The sequence below is a fragment of the Paenibacillus sp. FSL H7-0714 genome, assembly GCF_038003765.1.
Taxonomy (GTDB): Bacteria; Bacillota; Bacilli; order Paenibacillales; family Paenibacillaceae; genus Paenibacillus_AQ.
Genome location: NZ_JBBOPT010000001.1, coordinates 1,979,094 through 1,997,570 on the forward strand (window position 1 = coordinate 1,979,094; position 18,477 = coordinate 1,997,570).

Consider the following 18,477-nt stretch of genomic DNA (forward strand, 5'->3'; position numbering starts at 1 on the left):
GGAAGCCTATTTTTCGTCTCGCTGCTTTTATTTTTTTTGAAATGTAGCGCAAGTATAGAAGGTCAGAAAGACATCATAAGTGCAGTTTTTTTGACTAACGTGGTATGATATAGGGTAAGTCATCGTTCTTTCTTCATGATTTTGGGTTAATAATAGGAATAAGATTTAAAGGAGCTAGTGCAAATGAATGTTTTAAGACCATTAACATCTTCACCGAGGGAGCTGTCGCCAAGTTACGATCCATGGGATCCAATCACTTCTCTACGTAAGCATGGCCGCCATGTGCTAACGAGTGTGGAATTCACTGTAACCAATTTATGCAATATGCGGTGTGAGCACTGTGCTGTTGGTGATAGTCTAACCTCCAAAGAAGGAGATATGCTACCGCTTAAGAATATGCTAGACCGTTTAGAGGAAGTTGAGCATCTAGAAACTATTAGTATTACGGGTGGAGAGCCCATGTTCCGCGCCGGAACGGTGGATAATATCATTGTACCATTGTTGAAATACGCCAAAGAGCGAGGAATCAGATCACAAATTAATTCTAATCTGACGATGCCGTATTCCCGTTATGAGAAGCTGCTTCCATATCTGGACGTTATGCATATTTCATTTAATTATGTGAACGGTGACGATTTTCATGAAGTCGGTTTTGCGAACAGTGGTCATGCGGTTGCCAAGGAAGCCGCTTACCGGCTATATAATACAATGATTGAGAACTCTCGCCAACTAAGTGAGGATGGTATGTTAATTTCTGCGGAAACTATGATTAATTACCGTACCCACACTAAGCTGCCTGAAATTCATAAGCTGATTCTCGACATGGGAGCAAAACGCCATGAAGTTCATCCGATGTACAATTCGAGCTTTGCTTCCGCTTTGCCAGTGTTATCTTTAAATGAAATGCGGACAGCGATCCATTCGTTACTGGACCAGCGTGATCCAGAGGTATGGATGTTGTTCGGCACGCTTCCGTTTTTTGCTTGTAGCTTCCTTGAAGAAGATCAGAAATTGCTAAGTAGAATGCGTGCAGAGAAGAATGTTACGCTTCGTAACGATCCGGATGGTCGGAATCGTGTGAACGTAAATATGTTTACTGGAGATGTTTTCGTTACAGATTTCGCTGATATCGCAGCCTTTGGTAACATAGACAACCAAAAACTGGATGATATATTTATCGATTGGCAGACGAAGCATCCGCTGAACCAGAAGGTGAATTGTTACTGCGATGCAGCAGGTTGTTGCGGACCTAACCTGTTAGTAGCGGATATGTATTATCCGGAAATTGATTTCAAAACTAGAAAAGCGATCAATCTGTAGAAATGAGGCGTTGTTAAAGTGGCGCATACGGAATTTGAAGTAGGGAGATTAATGCTTAATCTTTTGCTTGTTCTGGTGCTCGTATTATTGAACGGTATTTTTGTAGCAGCGGAGTTCTCATTAGTTAAGGTCAGGCAGTCTCGTCTGACCCAACTTGTCAGTGAAGGTAATAAAATGGCTGGATATGCACTCAAGGTAAATAAGAGACTGGATTCTTACTTATCTGCCACCCAGTTTGGGATTACACTCGCGTCACTGGGATTAGGCTGGGTCGGTGAGCCGGCCATTTCAGAGCTGCTCGTTGAACCGTTAATGTATAAAATGGGGATTACCGACGGTACTCTGATTTCTACTGTTTCTGTTGTTATCGGATTTTCGATTATTACATTTTTACATATTGTACTTGGTGAGCTTGCACCGAAATCACTTGCGATTCAAAGAACAGAAGGATCTGCGCTACTGCTCTCGGCACCGCTGATGTTCTTCTATAATCTCTTCATGCCTTTTATCTGGATACTGAATGCATCGGCGAACGCATTGCTTCGTTTAGTGGGTGTTGAGCCCGCGAATGAGAGTGAGGCAGCCCACTCGGAAGAGGAAATTCGTATTCTTATGAATCAGAGCGCTAAGAGTGGTGTCATTGATAAAGATGAGATGAAGCTGATGGATAACATCTTTGAATTCTCTGATCTTCTCGCTCGTGAAGTCATGTTGCCTCGTACGGATATGGATGTGCTGTACAGCAATCTTTCGCTCGAAGAAAATATGAAGATTATTACAGAAACAAGACATTCACGTTATCCGGTTGCTTTTGAAGACAAGGACCGTATTATTGGTTTTATTCATATTACCGACCTGCTGTTTGCTCCACCTGAGCAGCAGAATGATCTTACGACGCTGGTTCGACCGATTCTTAACGTGCCGGAATCGATGGAGATTAGCCATACGCTTCGTTTTATGCAGAAGAATAAAGCTCAGCTAACGCTAGTTGTCGATGAATATGGCGGTACAGCCGGGTTACTGACAGCAGAAGAAATTCTGGAAGAAATCGTAGGCGATCTGCATGACGAATTCGAAGATGAGCGTCCGAGTGTGGAGCGTAATGGTGATTATATTTCCGTTGAAGGCCGGATGTTGATTGAAGATGTCAACGATCTTACGGGTGTAGTGATCGAGGATGATGAAGTGGATTCCATCGGTGGCTGGTTGTTTAAGGAGCTGGAGGGGAATCCAACCAAAGGAAAACGGGTTAAAGTAGAAGATGTGATATTTGAAGTCGAGGAATCGACAAGATTGCGGATCACTCGAATTAATATCCATCGGGAACCCCCCATTGAGAACGAAGAAAATCCATCAGAGCCGGACGGAAATAAAGAATAACCTATTGAAAATTGTGCGTATTGTTCCGAGTGATCAGGGATAAAATGAACTCCTCCTGCTAGAGCTGCATGGCTCATGACAGGGGGAGTTTTTTTTGTGGACACATAAAGGACATAACACTCGACTATGCTAATATTTATAAATGGTTTGAAAGCGGGGTCTAGATTGAAAAAGAAGCTTCTTCTCGTTGAGGATGAAATTCGTATTCGTGAACTGGTGTCTGATTACTTCATACAGAATGATTGGGAAGTACTCGAAGCCGATAATGGAATAGATGCATTGGTTTGGTTTGACTCACTGCTGCCGGATCTGCTGATTTTGGATATTATGATGCCTGCTATGAATGGCTTTGAAGTATGCCGTGAAGTTCGTGAAAAATCAGCGGTACCTATCATTTTGTTAACCGCCAAGTCTACAGATGACGACAAAATCTACGGCTTTGAATTAGGAGCGGATGATTATGTTACAAAGCCATTTAGTCCAAAGGTGCTGGTAGCCCGGGCAAATGCACTTATGAAGCGTGTTGAAGGCTCCCATCAACCTGAATCTAGCATAATAAAATTTGGTTCCGCGATGTTTAACACCTTAGCTCATCGGTTAGAGGTAGAAGATGCGGAAGTGGAGCTTACCCCTAAGGAATATGATCTTTTATGGCTTTTAATACGAAATAAAGGGATTGTCATTTCAAGGGATACGATCCTTAGTCGGATCTGGGGAATTGAATTTGAAGGAGATTCCAGAGTTGTGGACAGTCATATCAAAAAGCTGCGAAGTAAATTGGGTTATGAATCTCGGTTTATTCGTACGGTGATTGGCACAGGGTACATGTTCGAGGAAGAGGCATGAGAAGACGGGGAATTACTTTTAAACTGTTTGTGATGACCGTTATCTTTTTCCTTTGCTTCTATGGCATGGTGATTCTAAGCCAACTGCTGTTGTTTGACAATTTCTATCAGAAGCAAAAAGAAAACCGCGTGGAGAAACATCTTAAGAGCTTTGCTGCAAGATATATAAGCGAGCCGTGGGGAAGCACTCGAACCTCTCAGGAGCTCGTTCGGTTTATGCTGCGGAATAAAACACAAATGGTTATTTTGAAGCTGGATGGAAAAATGAATTCGGAAGATCCATTTCATATAAAGTTAATTGATGATGACGGAAAGAGTATGGTTGTTTCTTTATCGCTATTCATGAATCAGTACGGGGATGCGCTTAGAGCAGCAAACATAAAAGTAGATGACCGTTTGAGCATCGAAGGCGAACTACTGGATGAAGACAGTTCTTCACCTGCTATAATCTACCCTATAAGTATTACAAAAAAAGAGACCGGAACAATAGGGGATACGGAAGAGACTGGGATGATTCACGCTTCAGGTACTGTTACAGAAATTGTATTGCCTGATTTGAAAATATGGAATCCACGCCAAGGAATACTGTTTGAAGCTCTAGAGGAATGGTTTCCTTTGACACCGGCGCAGATAAACGACTTCAAGAATTTGAAAATACAGAAGCAAGACTGGATTGCTCCCTGGAGCGGGAGTCGCAATTCTGTGATTATTTTGCCCCTTAAGCAAAGTACCGGAGAAATTGAACTATTATTCACAGTGACCTCGTTACAGGAAGTTAAGGATTCGAATGAAGCGTTACATTGGTTCTTTTTATATTTGGGAATTGGCGGCATTGTCCTGATTCTGATTCTTTCCCTCTTTTTTTCGAAAATGGTAACACGTCCGCTAATTAAGTTAAACAACATAGCCAAACGGATGGTTTCTCTGGACTTTACAGGGGACACATCAATTCGGCAGAAGGATGAGTTAGGCAGCCTTTCTAATAGCATGTTCACCTTATCGCTAAGTTTGGATTCTGCTTTACGAGAATTAAGAGAGGCCAATCAGCAGCTAGTTGAGGATATGGAGCAGAAACAAAGAATGGAGATCATGCAGCAGGACTTCTTTGCCAATGCCTCCCATGAATTGAAGACACCGCTCAGTATTATCAAAGGTTTTGCCGAGGGATTGGAAGACGGCGTTAGCGCGGGCAAGCAGGATCACTACATTAAGGTGATTATTGAGGAAGCAGATAAAATGGAGTTTCTTGTTAAAAATATGCTAGATCTAGCGCGGTTGGAGTCGGGCACGATTAAACTTCGGAAAACTTCCTTTATGTTAAGTGAACTGACGGAAAAAGTGACGGACAAGCTGGTTCACTTGCTGAGTGAAAAACATTTGGAGGTCATCATTATTCCTGCAAACGAATTACCGATATATGCTGATGTGAACTGGATCGAACAAGTTCTGCTGAATTTTATGACCAATGCTATCAGACATGCGGAAGAAAGAAGTTCTATCACCGTCAATATTGAGAGTCATGCCCAGACTATTGTATTCACTGTTCAAAATATAGGAAAATCCATCCCCGAAGATCAGCTAGAGCAAATCTGGGAACGGTTCTATCGGTCTGAGCCATCTCGCAGTCGAATGACGGGCGGTACAGGTCTGGGGCTTTCCATTGCGAAGCGAATATTAGATATGCACGCTTGTCTTTATACTGTGAAAAATACGGAGAACGGCGTCAGCTTTACTGTGACCTTTGAAGGTTAAACGGATCAACAAAAATACTACAATGAAAGGGGTGAAATCGTATGAAATTGAATTGGTTGCCTTCAATGTGCACACTTGCAAACTTGGGGCTCGGATCACTATCTTTGTATTTCACGATTCAAGAACGATACAGCCTGGCTTTATTAATGATATTGCTTGCGGCAATTTGCGATGTACTCGATGGATTACTGGCAAGAATACTGCAATGTACCAGTGAATTCGGTAAACAATTGGACTCATTGGCGGATATTATATCATTTGGTTTAGCGCCAACCTTCCTTATCTTATTGTATAGGTTAGAAGATGCTCACTGGATTGGACCTGCAGCTTCAGTTTTCTTTTTGATCTGTGGTGCACTTCGTTTGGCCAGGTTTAATCTATCGGCGCCTTCCAAAGGGTTCGTGGGGATGCCCATTACTGCTGCTGGAGTCATTCTGTCGATGATTTCTTTACTAGATGAACGCATGAAACCAGGACTGGTCATCGTATTAATGGCAATACTGTCTGTAATGATGGTCAGTCGTATTCCATTTCCGTCACTTAAAAAATCCTTCAACAGGAAGTGATACACCCATGCCTTGGATTATTGAGATCATTTCGCAGTACGGATATTTAGCCATATTTGCCCTTATGGCGCTTGGGATTATCGGACTTCCTGTACCGGATGAGGTGTTAATGCTGTTTGTAGGCTATTTATCCTCCGTTATGGTTTTGGACTTTTCACTTTCGGTATTGGTTTGTTTCATGGGATCTATCACCGGAATGCTTATCAGCTATACTATTGGTTTAAGACTAGGGCAACCTGTGGTAGAAAAATTCGGCAAGTGGGTTGGCCTTACACCTAAGCGTTTTTCCAGTATGAAAAGATGGTTTTTGCGGTTCGGCAACTGGGCGATTTTCATTGCCTATTTCATTCCCGGTCTGAGGCATGTATCAAGCTATATCTCTGGAATCAGTGCTATGTCTTTCAAAAAATATATACTCATAACGACTGCAGGAGCGCTAACCTGGTCACTCCTTTTTGTTTCCATCGGCTTTTTTGTGGGGGCTAAGTTTTCTTTTTTATAGCCAGTGGATGATCAGCAATATTAATCGCAATCGAATGGAGCAAGATCTATGAATGTATTGAAGCGATTCTACGCGAATATAACCACCAGGCGTTTTTTTATTCTCGCACTTATCGGGTTGCTGCTGTTCAGTATTCGAGGGATGCTTAATCTGGTGTTGCTGACGTTTTTGATTGCTTTTGTCATGAACAGCTTTCAGACATTGCTTAGTAAACGAATTGGTAAATTTATGAAGGTTAACAGTAAGGTGATTATTGTCATTTTATACCTCGCTTTAATCGCAGTGATTGTACTGGCCCTTGCTAAATATCTCCCTAAAGTATTGGAACAGATTAAGCAATTAACCATCTTCCTTACCAATCTCAAACCAGAAGATCTCCCGCAGAACAAGATTACATTGTATTTGTATGATATGCTCAGGGACCTTAACTATCAGTCCTACATCAAAAGAGGTATCGATTATGTGTTGAAGGTTAGCAACTGGGGTGCGACTTTCGTTATATCGACCATTCTAAGTTTTGTGTTTATTCTGGAGAAGAACCGGGTTGTCAGTTTCACTTCTAGAATGAGAGAGAGCCGAATTGCCTGGTTTTATATAGATCTGGAGTATTTTAGCCGAAAATTCATCGTTTCCTTTGGGAAAGTAATTGAAGCGCAAATTCTCATTGCCTTATTCAACACCTGTCTTACTATTATTGGCTTGTGGCTGCTTAACTTCCCATATTTATTTGCCTTATCGATCTTGATTTTTCTGCTTAGTCTCATTCCGGTGGTTGGTTTTTTGATTTCGCTCATTCCGCTCTTAATCATCGGCTACAACATCGGCGGTCTGACAACAGTCACTTATGTGCTGGCGATTATTGCGGTATTACATTTTATCGAAGGCTATTTCTTGAATCCCAAGTTGATGTCCACAAAAATGAATTTGCCGATGTTCTACACCTTTATCGTGTTGTTGTTTTCTGAGCATTATATAGGTGTCTGGGGACTTCTTCTTGGCATTCCCATCTTTGTTTTTATGTTGGATATCCTTGAGATTACCCACGAAGATTCGTCAAAAAAGTGAAGTCTAGATCTTAATATTCAATAAGATCCAAGTTATAAGCTGTTTTCGGCACTTTTCCGAAGGCAGCTTATTTGTTGTGCAATTGTATGACAATCTTGCTCCAGTGCTTTTTTTATAAATAACGTTTTATAATGTGTCCTGCTGTCATAAGTTAGCTAAGGGAGTAATAAACAAGGAACAGGAACAAAGGAGGTACGAAAAATGGAATCACAGCTACGTAGGTATACCCCGTTTAGGGGCCCGTTTGATCCTTGCCCACCGGTGCCATTCAAGACATATGTAGTTCCACCGAATCAGTTCATTAACTTTCAGCCACCCGATCTTCCGCAGTTTAGTTTACAGGAAGCTTTGAAGTATGGCACGCTCTGGCCAGCACTGTTCAGCCCGTATGAATCTAAGTGCAAAGGAGGAGGGAAGTAGACTATGGAGGCAAACCCTTGCGATCAACGATATTATGAAATGCTTGAACAGCTGCAGACTCTTGATTTTGCCTTGGTGGAATTAAACTTATATCTGAACACTCATCCAGATGATTTAAGAAGTATTGAACAATTTAATCAACTGACTCAGGAACGTACCAAGCTAGCGAATCAATTTCAGGAATTATATGGTCCGCTGCAGAATTTTGGTCGCGCTTATTCGAAATGTCCGTGGGAATGGAATCAGGCTCCTTGGCCTTGGCAGGTGTAAGAAGTGTGTACTGTAAGGAACTAAGTTTCTAGAGGAGGGGAAGTTCCCGAATGTGGATATATGAGAAGAAGCTGCAATATCCGGTACGGGTCGGTAAATGTGATATCCGGATGGCGCGTTATTTAAGTGAGCAATACGGAGGAGCCGACGGTGAGCTCGCCGCAGCCCTGCGCTATATGAATCAAAGATACACGATTCCGGATAAAGTTATTGGCGTTTTGAACGATATTTCTACAGAAGAATTCGCCCACCTCGAGATGATTGCCACGATGATCTACAAGCTGACAAAGGATGCGTCTGTTTGCGAATTAGAGGAAGCTGGATTAGGACCGCATTTTGCAGCACATGATCATGCCTTGTTCTACAATAATGCCTCAGGCGTACCTTTTACAACGGCTTATATTCAAGCTAAGGGTGACCCACTGGCTGATCTTTATGAGGACATTGCGGCTGAAGAAAAGGCTCGAGCTACATATCAGTGGCTGATTGACATGACGGATGACGTGGATCTGCAAGATAGCCTTAAGTTCCTGCGGGAGCGGGAAATCATCCATGCGATTCGGTTTAAAGAAGCGGTGCAGATTATTATTGATGATCGGGATCAGAAGCGGATATTTTGAGGGATACTAAAAAAGAGTAAAGTGACCTATTGGTCACTTTACTCTTTTTAAATTTATACGTCTGCATGTAGTTAAGAGTATAAGGACAGCCTATTGGAGTGTGTAAAATCCAGAAGGTGAACTTATATCTTCTTTACGAAAAGGACTGAATTCTTTGAACCAAGCTTCTACTAATTCAAAAAGTGAAAAGAAATTGAAATGGTGGCAGTTAAGCTTATTAGGCGTTGCAGGTACAATTGGAACCGGGTATTTCTTAGGTTCAGGCTTAGCGATTTCTATAGGCGGGCCAGCAGTACTGATCGCTTACATCTTGGCTGCTATTGGGACGTATATAGTATTTGATGCTCTTTCACGTATGACAGCAGAACAACCAGAGCAAGGATCTTTTCGTTCCTATGCAAAAAAAGCATTCGGCAGCTGGGCGGGTTTCTGCAGTGGTTGGGTTTACTGGTTTTCGGAATTGTTAATCATGGGTAGTCAACTAACTGCTTTATCTATTTTTTCGCGCTTTTGGTTCCCAGCGGTGCCTATGTGGATATTTGCTGCAGGGTTTGCTTTATTGGGACTTGTCATCGTCTTTTTTGGGAATAAAGGGTTTGACCGGGTTGAGAATGTGTTGGCTGTAATAAAAATAGCTGCTATTCTCATGTTCTTAATCATTGCGGCTTCTCTATTGGCTGGTTGGATAGGCGGAGGGAAGTATACACCGAAGGTTCCATTAAACTACACCGCGCTATTTCCTAAAGGAGGGGTGGGGTTGTGGTCTGCCTTTCTGTTCGCTTTTTATGCTTACGGAGGGATTGAGGTACTAGGAATTATGTCCAATAGACTTCAAAAGCCGGAGGATGCACCAAAGGCAGGAAAGGTTATGCTGATCGCCTTGGTTATTGTATACATCTTGTCTATTGGTCTAGCTGTAATCATGGTGCCGTTTAGTGCGTTTAACTCGAAAGAAAGTCCGTTTGTTCTAGCGCTAAGTAGTGATCATTTGGCTTTCGTGCCTCATTTATTTAACGGAGTGTTGATTGTCGCTGGCTTCTCTACAATGACTGCGTCACTCTACGCTGTAACTTCAATGATGATTACCCTGTCTCAAGAAGGAGATGCGCCGAAGTTATTTTCTCGGAAGTGGAAGGATAAATATCCTTTTTATGCCCTTACTTTGATCACCGTTGGGATTACGGCGGCAGTGGTGATGTCACTATTGTTACCAGGAAAAGTGTATGAGTATATCACTACTGCGGCTGGGTTAATGCTACTGTATAATTGGTCGTTTATCCTGCTGTCTTCTGGAAAACTGTTAAAAGGAAATCGGTTTAGCACGATTAAACGTTGGCTAGGATTGCTGCTCATTGGGCTCGCGGTCACAGGTACTCTTTTTCATTCACTCAGCCGCCCAGGGTTATATATTAGTCTGTTGCTTGTCACACTGATCGCCGTTTGTGATTGGATCGTGACACGTGTTCGTAAGAAACATACCGTTGATACGGATAAGGAAGCGAGTAAAGGGAATTTATTGTTAGAAATTCAGGGAATAATAGATTACTCAAAGGGTCCGACAAAAATCATTAGACCCCAAAAAAACAAAACTTAATGAAAAAACAATAGCTGAGCAGCTTGTATACCAAAATAAAGCCCAAAACCAACAAGCGAAAGACCTGACAGCACGGAGATCGATTTTAAAACACGGGTTGTCAGGACTTTACGAAACATGCTTGTGGCGACCGCCATAGATACATCCCAGATCAAAATTCCGAGTACAATAGCTCCGCTATAAATCAACAGCTGTTGCATCGGATACTCCATGGCCGCTTTGGCCAAAATGGACCCGTATATCCCTAGCCAAAATAATATGGAAAGCGGATTGAATAAAGACATCAGTAATCCGGACCAATAAGACTTAGTTAAAGATGAATCACTGCTTCTCATACCGGGTTCAGAAATCACACCAGCATTTTTAATGCTCTCTATGCCCGTATACACCAGCACAAAGAAACCAAATAACCACAAGAATGCTTTAATAAAAGGGGATTCGAGCAGATGGATCACCCCAAAGTAAACTAATAACATGAAAATGATATCTGCACTTATGGCTCCAAGCCCCACTACCCAAGCATGCCAGAAGCCCTTACGAATTCCATTGTCCAGTTGAGCGGCATTAATAGGGCCAATAGGTGCGGATAGCGAAAGACCAAGAAAAATATATCCTATGAAAGTATTGATAGCATTCCCTCCTCTCTAATGTTTGTGTGTAGTACTAGCCTATTCAAAAGAAACATTTTGTAGGACAACCAAAAAAGGCCTACGATTTATCGAAGGCCTTTTCAGGGTACAATCAAATAATGAGAAATGGTATTATTCACTGTGGTGTTGTAGCTGTTTCAATGATTCCAATCGCATAGCTGTAAAATAGAAGCTCCGCCCCAACAACGGAGCGGAGCTAAACACATTTTAAGAATTATTCAGACTCTGGTCTTTTTACCTGAAGTGGTGGAGGAATTAACCAGCCTTTTTTCTTGCTCAAATTGAGGATTTTAACGCCTATCGCTGCTTTAGTTAGGTGATATTTTGCAAATAATGCACCGATATCTTCTCTGATAGAAAGACCCATAACCTGACTACAAGCTACCAATCCTGTAGCAGTGTCAGCAGCAATTTTAGCAGCAATCTCGGGATCCGTGAATCGTGCACCTACAGGAATATCTTCAAGCTTGGCTTCGGGTCTATTCGGCATCGCTGGTACGGAAGCAATCCCGTTATCTGCCAGCAGCGTATCACACTCACTAACCTCAAGCTCGGCTTGATCAATTAATGCGCCTAATACTTTTTTGAGATCATTATCACCGGCATGATACAAGTAAGCTCGGTAACACGAAAGGGCCCCCTTTGCTACCATCGAAGCTTGCCATACACTAAAGATCTCTCCATAATGCATCGGTTCATCCTTGGGGTTGCCACCTAAAATTCCTGTCATAAGAAAGCTCCTTTATATTTAAATTTAAACGTATGTATTATGCCCATAAAGGTTCAAATGTTGCAGTTTTTGTCTGCTTCATAGAAACCTGCTCAGCTGAACAAAATGATATAATTAAGAAACGTGGTTAATGGCAGAAATGATCAGATTGTTGATCAGCAAAGGAGAGAGAGAGTTGAAGAATAACATCATCGAATATTGTTTGAAAAAGAAAGGGGCGACTCAGGAGCATCCGTTTGGGCCTACTCCATTGGTCATCAAAGTGGCTGATAAAATGTTCGCACTTATTTTTGAGGAAACAGGGAAGGTTGTTCGCTTAAATCTAAAATGTGACCCGATCATTGCGGAGAACTTAAGAGAGCAACATGATTGCGTTCGACCAGGCTTTCATATGAATAAAAAACACTGGAATTCAATCATGATCGATGGTTCCTTGTCAGCGTCGGATGTCTTTGACATGATAGACCATTCCTACGATATGGTTGTCAAAAAGCTTCCTAAAAGCCTCCGTGAAGCTATATTGGAAATGAATAAATGAATAATCAAATGAAGGATCGTTTTGCCAACCAAAGTATACCCAAGCTTATTTTCTTATTGGCTATTCCTGCCGTTATAGCTCAGCTAATCAATGCCATGTACAGTGTAGTTGACCGGATGTTCCTCGGAAGAATGGAGGAGGGGGGAACGCTAGCCTTATCCGCTATAGGGATATCTTTTCCGATTATTATGTTGATTTCAGCATTTGCAGCTCTAATCGGAGCTGGTGGGGCACCCCTAGCTTCCATAAAGATGGGCGAAGGAGAACATAAAAAAGCAGAAGAATTACTGGGAAGTTGTTTTACTATGCTGCTGATGGCATCCATAATCCTAACCGCTTTGTTTCTTATCTTTAAGTCGCCATTCTTAACGTTATTCGGGGCGAGCCACGATACATTGCCGCTAGCCAACGATTTTTTAAGCATTTACCTTCTAGGAACTGTGGCGGTGCTCATTTCTTTAGGATTGAATCCGTTCATTGCAGCACAAGGATACGCCAAAACAGCTATGCTCACGGTATGTATTGGAGCGGTTGTGAATATCGTCCTTGACGCCATTTTTATTTTTGAGATGAATATGGGCATTAAGGGTGCAGCGTTGGCAACTGTAATTGCCCAATTTATTTCGGCTATTTGGGTATTGGGGTTCTTAATCTCTAAACGAGCTCATCTGCGCTTGCGTCTATCGAATATGCGCATTAAACCTAAAGAAGCTGCAAGTGTACTTGCATTGGGGCTTTCTCCGTTTATTATGATGTCGACCGAAAGTTTAATTCAAATTGTATTTAACACGTCCTTAGCTAAATTTGGAGGCGATATGTACGTTGCTGCCATGGGGATTATGGGCACGCTGATGCAAATATTTGGGACGTTGTTATCTGGTTTTGCACAAGGGGCACAGCCTATTATTAGCTATAATTATGGAGCTCGCGATTTCGCACGTGTAAAATCCACCATTTTATATTGCAGCGTTTTTTGCGCAGCTTTCGGATTGTCGATGTGGGGCGTGGCCATTTTTGTTCCGAAGCTGCCCATTATCATTTTTACCAATAATCCTGAGCTGGTGGATCTGACTGCTAGATTAATGAAGATATTTTTCCTTGGCACTTGTATTTTTGGTATTCAATTAGCGTTTCAACAAGTATTTATTGCTTTGGGACAAGCACGAGTTTCTATTTTTATCGCGATCTTGCGTAAGATTATCTTGCTTATTCCATTAGTACTTTTGCTCCCGATATTTATTAGCCCGAAAACAGATGCAGTGATTATTGCTGAGCCTATTGCTGATTTTTGTGCGGCACTGACTTGCTGTGTTTTATTTGGACTCACTATAAAGAAGCTTTTTAAAGATAGGTCTGATAAAGCTGGAATACTGTGAGGATGCCCGCAATGGCGAATAGAAGTCGGTGTTCTGAAAAGTATATTTCAAACATAAGCCGGCAAGCTTCCCTTAGGAGCTTGCCGGCTTAGTTCGTGACTTACATATATTTAGACTGGGATACCCGATTATTTAGTTACTCTATTCTTAGCAGCGAATTGCTGGTTTAGCTCGGAGTAATTAAGTTCAGCAGTGTGGTTCAAGTTCATATCAGCGATGGACAAGTTCTCCTGTAAGGAGATATATACAGCGAACATACCTGCTGCTTTGATCGCTTCTACACCGGCGACTGCGTCTTCGACCCCGACGCAGAATTGCGGATCTACCCCAAGCGCGGCTGCGGCGGTCAGGAATACTTCCGGGTCTGGTTTGTTGCGTGCAAGCTTGGCGGCATCCACAATGACTCCGAAGTCTTTCTCCATACCGAGAAGGCGGATAACCGTAAAGGCATTTTTGCTAGCGGAGGCGATGCCGGTTTTCACTCCGTGGGCCTTCAACTCGGCGAGCAATTTAGAGATACCCGGCAGCACATCGGCCGGAGTTACCTGCTGAATGAGCTGCTGATAAAACTCATTTTTGCGGTTCGCCATCTCCTCCATCTCTTCGGGAGAGTAGGTGTGCGGAGTTGCCGCTTGTCCAAGTAGCAACTCCAGTGAGGCTATGCGCGATACACCTTTGAGGTTCTCATTGAACTCACGGGTGAACGGGAGGCTCAGCTCTTTCGCAATCATGCCCCAAGCCTGATAATGATATTCTGCGGTATCGGTAATAACGCCGTCTAGATCAAAGATTACGGCTTGAATTTGAGAGGTTGCATTCATTGTGATTCGCTCCTTATCAATTAGGCTTGAAGCGCCTGAGTTACCGGCTTGTTGATGCCCAGAGTCACCAATTGGCCGTAGAGAGTAAGTTCAAGGGCTTCACCCTCTAGCAATTCAAGCTCCACGCCTTCCTCGCGAATGGTTACAGCAATGAGACGGCCGCGGAAGGTGAGGCGGAAGTTGTATTTCTGCCAGCCCGTAGGTAGGGACGGAGCGAGCGACAGGCCATTTTCTTTGAGACGTGTTCCGGCAAAACCGTACACAATGGCCATCCACGTTCCACCCATATTGGCAAGATGTAATCCGTCTTTGGTGTTTCCGTGCGTATTGTCGAGATCGAGCCGCGCCGTCTCTATAAAATAGTTATACGCTTTATCCTTATACCCGATCTTCGAAGCCATAATGCTGAATATGCAAGAGGACAAGGAGGAATCATGGGTAGTGATTTGCTCATAATAATCATACGACTTACGAATGGTCTCATGCGACTGCTCGTCTTCCAGCAAGTAATGAGCCAGTACAGTATCGGCTTGCTTGCAGACCTGATAACGGTATAGCGTGAGTGGATGGTAATGCAGCAACAACGGATGTTTCTCCGGTGGTGTATTCTCGAAATCCCAGACCGCTTTGCGTAAAAAAGTATCATCCTGCGGATTAATGCCCAGCTTCTCGTCGTAAGGAAGCAGCATGGCATTCGCCGCCTTCAGCCAGCTGTCTGCTTCTGGTCCAGTTACATGCAGGCGCACACACAAAGCTTGGAATGCAGCCTCGTCATATTCTTGAAGTCGCGCAAAACTGCGTGCGGCCCATTTTAAATTATGTTTGGCCATTACATTGGTGTAATAGTTGTTGTTCACAAGACATGTGTATTCGTCCGGTCCAGTCACTTCATCGATGTGAAACTTGCCTTCGTAGTAATGACCGATCTCCATCCAAAGCCGCGCTGTCTCAAATAGCACCTCGGCGCCGTATTGGAGCAAGAAGGCGTCATCTTCTTCCGCTAGATGGTATTGGATATAGCTGTAGGCTACATCGGCGCTGATATGATATTGAGCTGTACCGGATGGGAAGAAGGAGGAACATTCCGTACCTGAAATCGTCCGCCATGGGAACAATGCACCTTGGGCGTGACCCATCTCTTTAGCACGTTCCCTTGCCTCCTCCAGCTTGGAATACCGGTACAATAGGAGCTGCCGGGCCAAGTCAGGGGAAGTCATTAGGAACACAGGGAACATATAAATCTCCGTGTCCCAGAAATAATGGCCTTCGTACCCTTCACCGGATAAGCCTTTAGCAGAGATGTTGCTATGCGCGTCGCGTCCGGCTGATTGCAGCAGCTGATAAAGGTTGAAACGTATGCCCTCCTGAAGCGACAAGTCGTTCTCGATGACTACATCGGAACGCTTCCAGAAGTCAGCCAAATAATGCTCCTGCTGTTCCAGCATGTCTTCAAAGGAGAGGTGCTTCAATGATTCTTGTACCTGAATACCGGTATCTACAAGCATTTGTTCATGTCGTAGTGTATCGGTATAGACATTCCATTTGGTCAACGATAGTGGCCCAGACAAGGAGGCGATTGCCGTCACTGTAGCATCGGTTTCTCCAGCCTGAGTTTCAACCTGCCATTCACCTTCCCATTCATGCCTGGTAACACAGGAGGTCCGCAGGGCCGAAGCCATCGTCACGTTCTCCAGGCATACATATTCACCCCGAGCTTCGCACGCTACTACACTCAGGCGTTTGGAATGTCCTGCAGCTACACGCGGGTCATTCGGGTTCGTATAGTTGCTAACATCGCCATTTACACGAGAGACAACCCGGATTGGACCGGTGAAATTGACAGGCTCAACAGTCAGATGAATGGCAAAAAGTTCACGGGTAGTGAAAGAAACGAGTCTACGGAAATGCAGCTTGAGTTCTTTACCGGAGGGGGATTTCCAGTGGATTTTACGCTCCGAGTATCCCTTGTCCAGATGGAGGTTACGCTCATAGGCGAGGACATTCTCTGCTGTAAGTGCAAATGGCTCCATATCTTCGCCTATATAAATATTTATCCCTTGGGAATCTATAATATTAACCAGTTTTTGCTGGGTACCTGGAAAGGCGAATAGCTTCTCCCCATAGGGAATGTCAATCACATCGTGAAAGGCGTTTAAATACGTTCCGCGGATACTGCGGATTTCTTTATCGGAATACCCTTCTTCAAAATTGCCACGCACGCCCAAATATCCATTCCCCAGCGCAAAAATACTTTCCAAATTCAGTAGGGTATCTGCCGACAATCCCTGATTGGCAATGCTCCAGCTCATGCTTATGTTTCCTCCCTTGATGGTTATGAATTGAATTTTAAGTCCGAAAGGGCTAGAATTATACTAAATTATTTAGGATATTATCAAAATTTTTAGGTGAGGTAACAAGTATGGATCAACTTAAAGGACAACATAAACTACCGGAATATTGGTCCACACGTTCTGTGGATCTGTCAGAGGGATTTGTCCATCCTCCGCTGGATTATGAACAAGAGCTTTTGGAAGCTATCCGACTTGGTGACGAGAACCGGGCACTGGAAGCACTGCATAGAATTAACGCAATGGAAGCTGCTACGCTAGCCCGATATCCGCTGCGCTCCAAGAAAAACGCTATGATTGCATCCTGCACCTTGTTTACACGTGCGATTATCCGGGGTGGTGTTGACCCTGAGACAGCTTTTCAGCTGAGTGATACGTTCATCCGTTCGGTGGAAGCTACGACGGAGCTTGAGGCACTTCATCGATACGAATATGAAATGGTTCTGCAATTCATTACAGTGATGCGCCAGCAGAAGGAGAACCTTCACTATTCACATATTGTCAATCTATCCGTATATTTTATACGCGAGCATCTGTTTCAAGATTTGAACCTTAGCCTGATCTCCCGGCATGTTGGTGTGCATCCCAGTTATTTGTCCGACCGCTTCAAGCGTGAAACGGGTATGCCGCTCACGGAATTTGTCAACCGGCGTAGAATTGAGGAATCGCAGTCGATCCTCATTCACACGAATCAGTCTATTTCCGAAATCTCTTTAATGTTTAAATTTTGCAGCCAAAGTTACTATACACAGTTATTTAAAAAATACACTGGCTTGACCCCCAAGCAGTTTCGTCGGGACGGTGGAGCAATTACGAAATGAGAGAAATTGAATCATTAACGATCCCTAAAATTTGCTGTCCATGCTTCCCTGGTTGGGTACTGGATAGCTCTTCTTACGTTACAGCTTCAATAGTAAATCTACTAAATAAGTAAGAGAGATGATCAGATGGCCATTTATTTGGAATTCCCACGACTGGATAAAGCCTTTCCGTACCGCTGTATTTAGAACGATGGCAGTATATTAACTACACCACATTGGCATAAGGAAATGGAAATTATCTGGATTGTTAAAGGGAGAGTGAACCTTGGAGTAAATGACCAGCCGATGCAGCTAAAAGAAAATGAGTTCGTCTTCATCAAAGGTGGAGATATTCATTATGTGATGGCTTCACCTAAAAGTGAGCGGCTGGTCTTCCAATTTGACCTTGGTTTTTTTCAGGACGTGATGGATCTGAATAACACACCTTTTACACTAGAGGAGCTGTTTGCCTCAATTGAACCGTATTCCACGTTCTGGAGACCGGATATTCAAGAGTTGGGAGGTTTATAAATGAGAAGTAAGCGTAACTTGATAATGCTGTTATTGTTTGCATTGACGATTATACTTTCAGCCTGTAATGATAAAAAAACTGCGATATTATCCATGGATGAAGTACGGGATCTAGCTCAGCAAGGCGAGGCGTTGTCGTGGAAGGATTTTGAAGGTTATCCCTTTGAAGACGTCGGTTCAGGTTTGTACATCCGCAAATATGAAATCAATGATGACTACCATGTATTAGTTGGTGGCGGAAGTGTTGATACAGCTCCTCTGTATATAAATCTTGTCAAAAGAAACGGAGAAAAGATCGATATCCGTTATGATGACATCGATCATTTTATCCTCAATTAAATGATGGGCT

General features: G+C 43.1%; 20 protein-coding genes. 16 read left to right on the forward strand and 4 right to left on the reverse strand.

What is annotated here, in order from left to right:
- The first annotated feature begins 183 nt into the window (after window positions 1-183).
- The 11 genes from yfkAB (at window position 184) to NST34_RS08685 (ending at window position 10,334) form a co-directional block, all read left to right on the forward strand.
- Entirely contained in the window at window positions 184-1,320 is a 1,137-nt protein-coding gene (gene yfkAB / locus NST34_RS08635) for a radical SAM/CxCxxxxC motif protein YfkAB (RefSeq protein ID WP_076284179.1), read from the forward strand.
- 51 nt (window positions 1,321-1,371) lie between these two features.
- On the forward strand, window positions 1,372-2,700 hold the full coding sequence (locus NST34_RS08640) for a hemolysin family protein (RefSeq protein WP_042193528.1): 1,329 nt from the start codon (window positions 1,372-1,374) through the stop codon (window positions 2,698-2,700).
- A gap of 165 nt (window positions 2,701-2,865) precedes the next feature.
- Window positions 2,866-3,546 (forward strand): response regulator transcription factor, encoded by a 681-nt coding sequence (locus NST34_RS08645; protein WP_060624606.1) that lies wholly within the window; start codon window positions 2,866-2,868, stop codon window positions 3,544-3,546.
- Window positions 3,543-5,297, forward strand: a complete 1,755-nt coding sequence (locus tag NST34_RS08650) for a sensor histidine kinase (protein ID WP_341127564.1) — start codon at window positions 3,543-3,545, stop codon at window positions 5,295-5,297. Before NST34_RS08645 ends, NST34_RS08650 begins: the two co-directional genes overlap by 4 nt.
- A 41-nt stretch (window positions 5,298-5,338) precedes the next feature.
- Entirely contained in the window at window positions 5,339-5,863 is a 525-nt protein-coding gene (pssA, locus tag NST34_RS08655) for a CDP-diacylglycerol--serine O-phosphatidyltransferase (protein WP_149645893.1), read from the forward strand.
- A 7-nt stretch (window positions 5,864-5,870) separates the two neighbouring features.
- On the forward strand, window positions 5,871-6,365 hold the full coding sequence (locus NST34_RS08660) for a DedA family protein (RefSeq protein WP_341127565.1): 495 nt from the start codon (window positions 5,871-5,873) through the stop codon (window positions 6,363-6,365).
- A 48-nt stretch (window positions 6,366-6,413) separates the two neighbouring features.
- Window positions 6,414-7,430 (forward strand): AI-2E family transporter, encoded by a 1,017-nt coding sequence (locus NST34_RS08665; RefSeq protein ID WP_042186385.1) that lies wholly within the window; start codon window positions 6,414-6,416, stop codon window positions 7,428-7,430.
- A gap of 201 nt (window positions 7,431-7,631) precedes the next feature.
- Window positions 7,632-7,850, forward strand: a complete 219-nt coding sequence (locus NST34_RS08670) for a spore coat associated protein CotJA (RefSeq protein ID WP_042186387.1) — start codon at window positions 7,632-7,634, stop codon at window positions 7,848-7,850.
- A gap of 3 nt (window positions 7,851-7,853) precedes the next feature.
- Window positions 7,854-8,120, forward strand: a complete 267-nt coding sequence (locus NST34_RS08675; protein ID WP_042186389.1) for a spore coat protein CotJB — start codon at window positions 7,854-7,856, stop codon at window positions 8,118-8,120.
- 50 nt (window positions 8,121-8,170) lie between these two features.
- Entirely contained in the window at window positions 8,171-8,740 is a 570-nt protein-coding gene (locus NST34_RS08680) for a manganese catalase family protein (protein WP_076284176.1), read from the forward strand.
- Between the two features lie 154 nt (window positions 8,741-8,894).
- The gene (locus tag NST34_RS08685; protein WP_341127566.1) at window positions 8,895-10,334 is read left to right on the forward strand and encodes an amino acid permease; all 1,440 of its coding nucleotides are present in this window, start codon (window positions 8,895-8,897) and stop codon (window positions 10,332-10,334) included.
- Here the strand turns inward: NST34_RS08685 and NST34_RS08690 are convergent.
- Together NST34_RS08690 and NST34_RS08695 are read right to left on the reverse strand one after the other, a co-directional pair.
- The gene (locus NST34_RS08690; RefSeq protein WP_076284174.1) at window positions 10,331-10,963 is read right to left on the reverse strand and encodes a LysE family transporter; all 633 of its coding nucleotides are present in this window, start codon (window positions 10,961-10,963) and stop codon (window positions 10,331-10,333) included. The genes NST34_RS08685 and NST34_RS08690 overlap by 4 nt on opposite strands.
- A gap of 235 nt (window positions 10,964-11,198) precedes the next feature.
- Window positions 11,199-11,714, reverse strand: a complete 516-nt coding sequence (locus tag NST34_RS08695) for a DUF3231 family protein (protein WP_076284173.1) — start codon at window positions 11,712-11,714, stop codon at window positions 11,199-11,201.
- A gap of 175 nt (window positions 11,715-11,889) precedes the next feature.
- Here NST34_RS08695 and NST34_RS08700 point away from each other — a divergent pair, with 175 nt between their 5' ends.
- Complete coding sequence (locus NST34_RS08700; RefSeq protein ID WP_042193530.1) at window positions 11,890-12,252, forward strand: MmcQ/YjbR family DNA-binding protein; 363 nt, start codon at window positions 11,890-11,892, stop codon at window positions 12,250-12,252.
- Window positions 12,249-13,628 (forward strand): MATE family efflux transporter, encoded by a 1,380-nt coding sequence (locus NST34_RS08705; RefSeq protein ID WP_341127567.1) that lies wholly within the window; start codon window positions 12,249-12,251, stop codon window positions 13,626-13,628. The genes NST34_RS08700 and NST34_RS08705 overlap by 4 nt, the downstream gene beginning before the upstream one ends.
- A 128-nt stretch (window positions 13,629-13,756) precedes the next feature.
- Here the strand turns inward: NST34_RS08705 and pgmB are convergent, their stop codons facing one another.
- Window positions 13,757-14,449 carry a beta-phosphoglucomutase gene (gene pgmB, locus NST34_RS08710; protein WP_341127568.1) on the reverse strand — a complete coding sequence of 231 codons (693 nt, stop codon included), beginning with the start codon at window positions 14,447-14,449 and terminating at the stop codon, window positions 13,757-13,759.
- 20 nt (window positions 14,450-14,469) lie between these two features.
- The gene (locus tag NST34_RS08715; protein ID WP_341127569.1) at window positions 14,470-16,758 is read right to left on the reverse strand and encodes a glycoside hydrolase family 65 protein; all 2,289 of its coding nucleotides are present in this window, start codon (window positions 16,756-16,758) and stop codon (window positions 14,470-14,472) included.
- 110 nt (window positions 16,759-16,868) lie between these two features.
- Between NST34_RS08715 and NST34_RS08720 the strand changes: the two genes are divergently transcribed.
- The 3 genes from NST34_RS08720 (at window position 16,869) to NST34_RS08730 (ending at window position 18,467) form a co-directional block, all read left to right on the forward strand.
- A complete protein-coding gene (locus NST34_RS08720; protein WP_076284169.1) occupies window positions 16,869-17,618 on the forward strand; it encodes an AraC family transcriptional regulator in 750 nt (249 codons plus the stop codon).
- 198 nt (window positions 17,619-17,816) lie between these two features.
- Window positions 17,817-18,128: a cupin domain-containing protein gene (locus NST34_RS08725; RefSeq protein ID WP_341129522.1), complete on the forward strand. Its 312-nt coding sequence runs from the start codon at window positions 17,817-17,819 to the stop codon at window positions 18,126-18,128.
- The gene (locus tag NST34_RS08730; RefSeq protein ID WP_341127570.1) at window positions 18,129-18,467 is read left to right on the forward strand and encodes a hypothetical protein; all 339 of its coding nucleotides are present in this window, start codon (window positions 18,129-18,131) and stop codon (window positions 18,465-18,467) included.
- Window positions 18,468-18,477 lie beyond the last annotated feature (10 nt).

Coding starts and splice junctions, on each gene's coding strand:
- NST34_RS08720 (WP_076284169.1), top strand. CDS start 16,869: ATGGATCAACTTAAAGGACAACATAAACTACCGGAATATTGGTCCACA.
- NST34_RS08660 (WP_341127565.1), top strand. CDS start 5,871: ATGCCTTGGATTATTGAGATCATTTCGCAGTACGGATATTTAGCCATA.
- NST34_RS08705 (WP_341127567.1), top strand. CDS start 12,249: ATGAATAATCAAATGAAGGATCGTTTTGCCAACCAAAGTATACCCAAG.
- NST34_RS08715 (WP_341127569.1), bottom strand. CDS start 16,758: ATGAGCTGGAGCATTGCCAATCAGGGATTGTCGGCAGATACCCTACTG.
- pssA (WP_149645893.1), top strand. CDS start 5,339: ATGAAATTGAATTGGTTGCCTTCAATGTGCACACTTGCAAACTTGGGG.
- NST34_RS08695 (WP_076284173.1), bottom strand. CDS start 11,714: ATGACAGGAATTTTAGGTGGCAACCCCAAGGATGAACCGATGCATTAT.
- NST34_RS08665 (WP_042186385.1), top strand. CDS start 6,414: ATGAATGTATTGAAGCGATTCTACGCGAATATAACCACCAGGCGTTTT.
- NST34_RS08680 (WP_076284176.1), top strand. CDS start 8,171: ATGTGGATATATGAGAAGAAGCTGCAATATCCGGTACGGGTCGGTAAA.
- NST34_RS08730 (WP_341127570.1), top strand. CDS start 18,129: ATGAGAAGTAAGCGTAACTTGATAATGCTGTTATTGTTTGCATTGACG.
- pgmB (WP_341127568.1), bottom strand. CDS start 14,449: ATGAATGCAACCTCTCAAATTCAAGCCGTAATCTTTGATCTAGACGGC.
- yfkAB (WP_076284179.1), top strand. CDS start 184: ATGAATGTTTTAAGACCATTAACATCTTCACCGAGGGAGCTGTCGCCA.
- NST34_RS08650 (WP_341127564.1), top strand. CDS start 3,543: ATGAGAAGACGGGGAATTACTTTTAAACTGTTTGTGATGACCGTTATC.
- NST34_RS08675 (WP_042186389.1), top strand. CDS start 7,854: ATGGAGGCAAACCCTTGCGATCAACGATATTATGAAATGCTTGAACAG.
- NST34_RS08670 (WP_042186387.1), top strand. CDS start 7,632: ATGGAATCACAGCTACGTAGGTATACCCCGTTTAGGGGCCCGTTTGAT.
- NST34_RS08640 (WP_042193528.1), top strand. CDS start 1,372: ATGCTTAATCTTTTGCTTGTTCTGGTGCTCGTATTATTGAACGGTATT.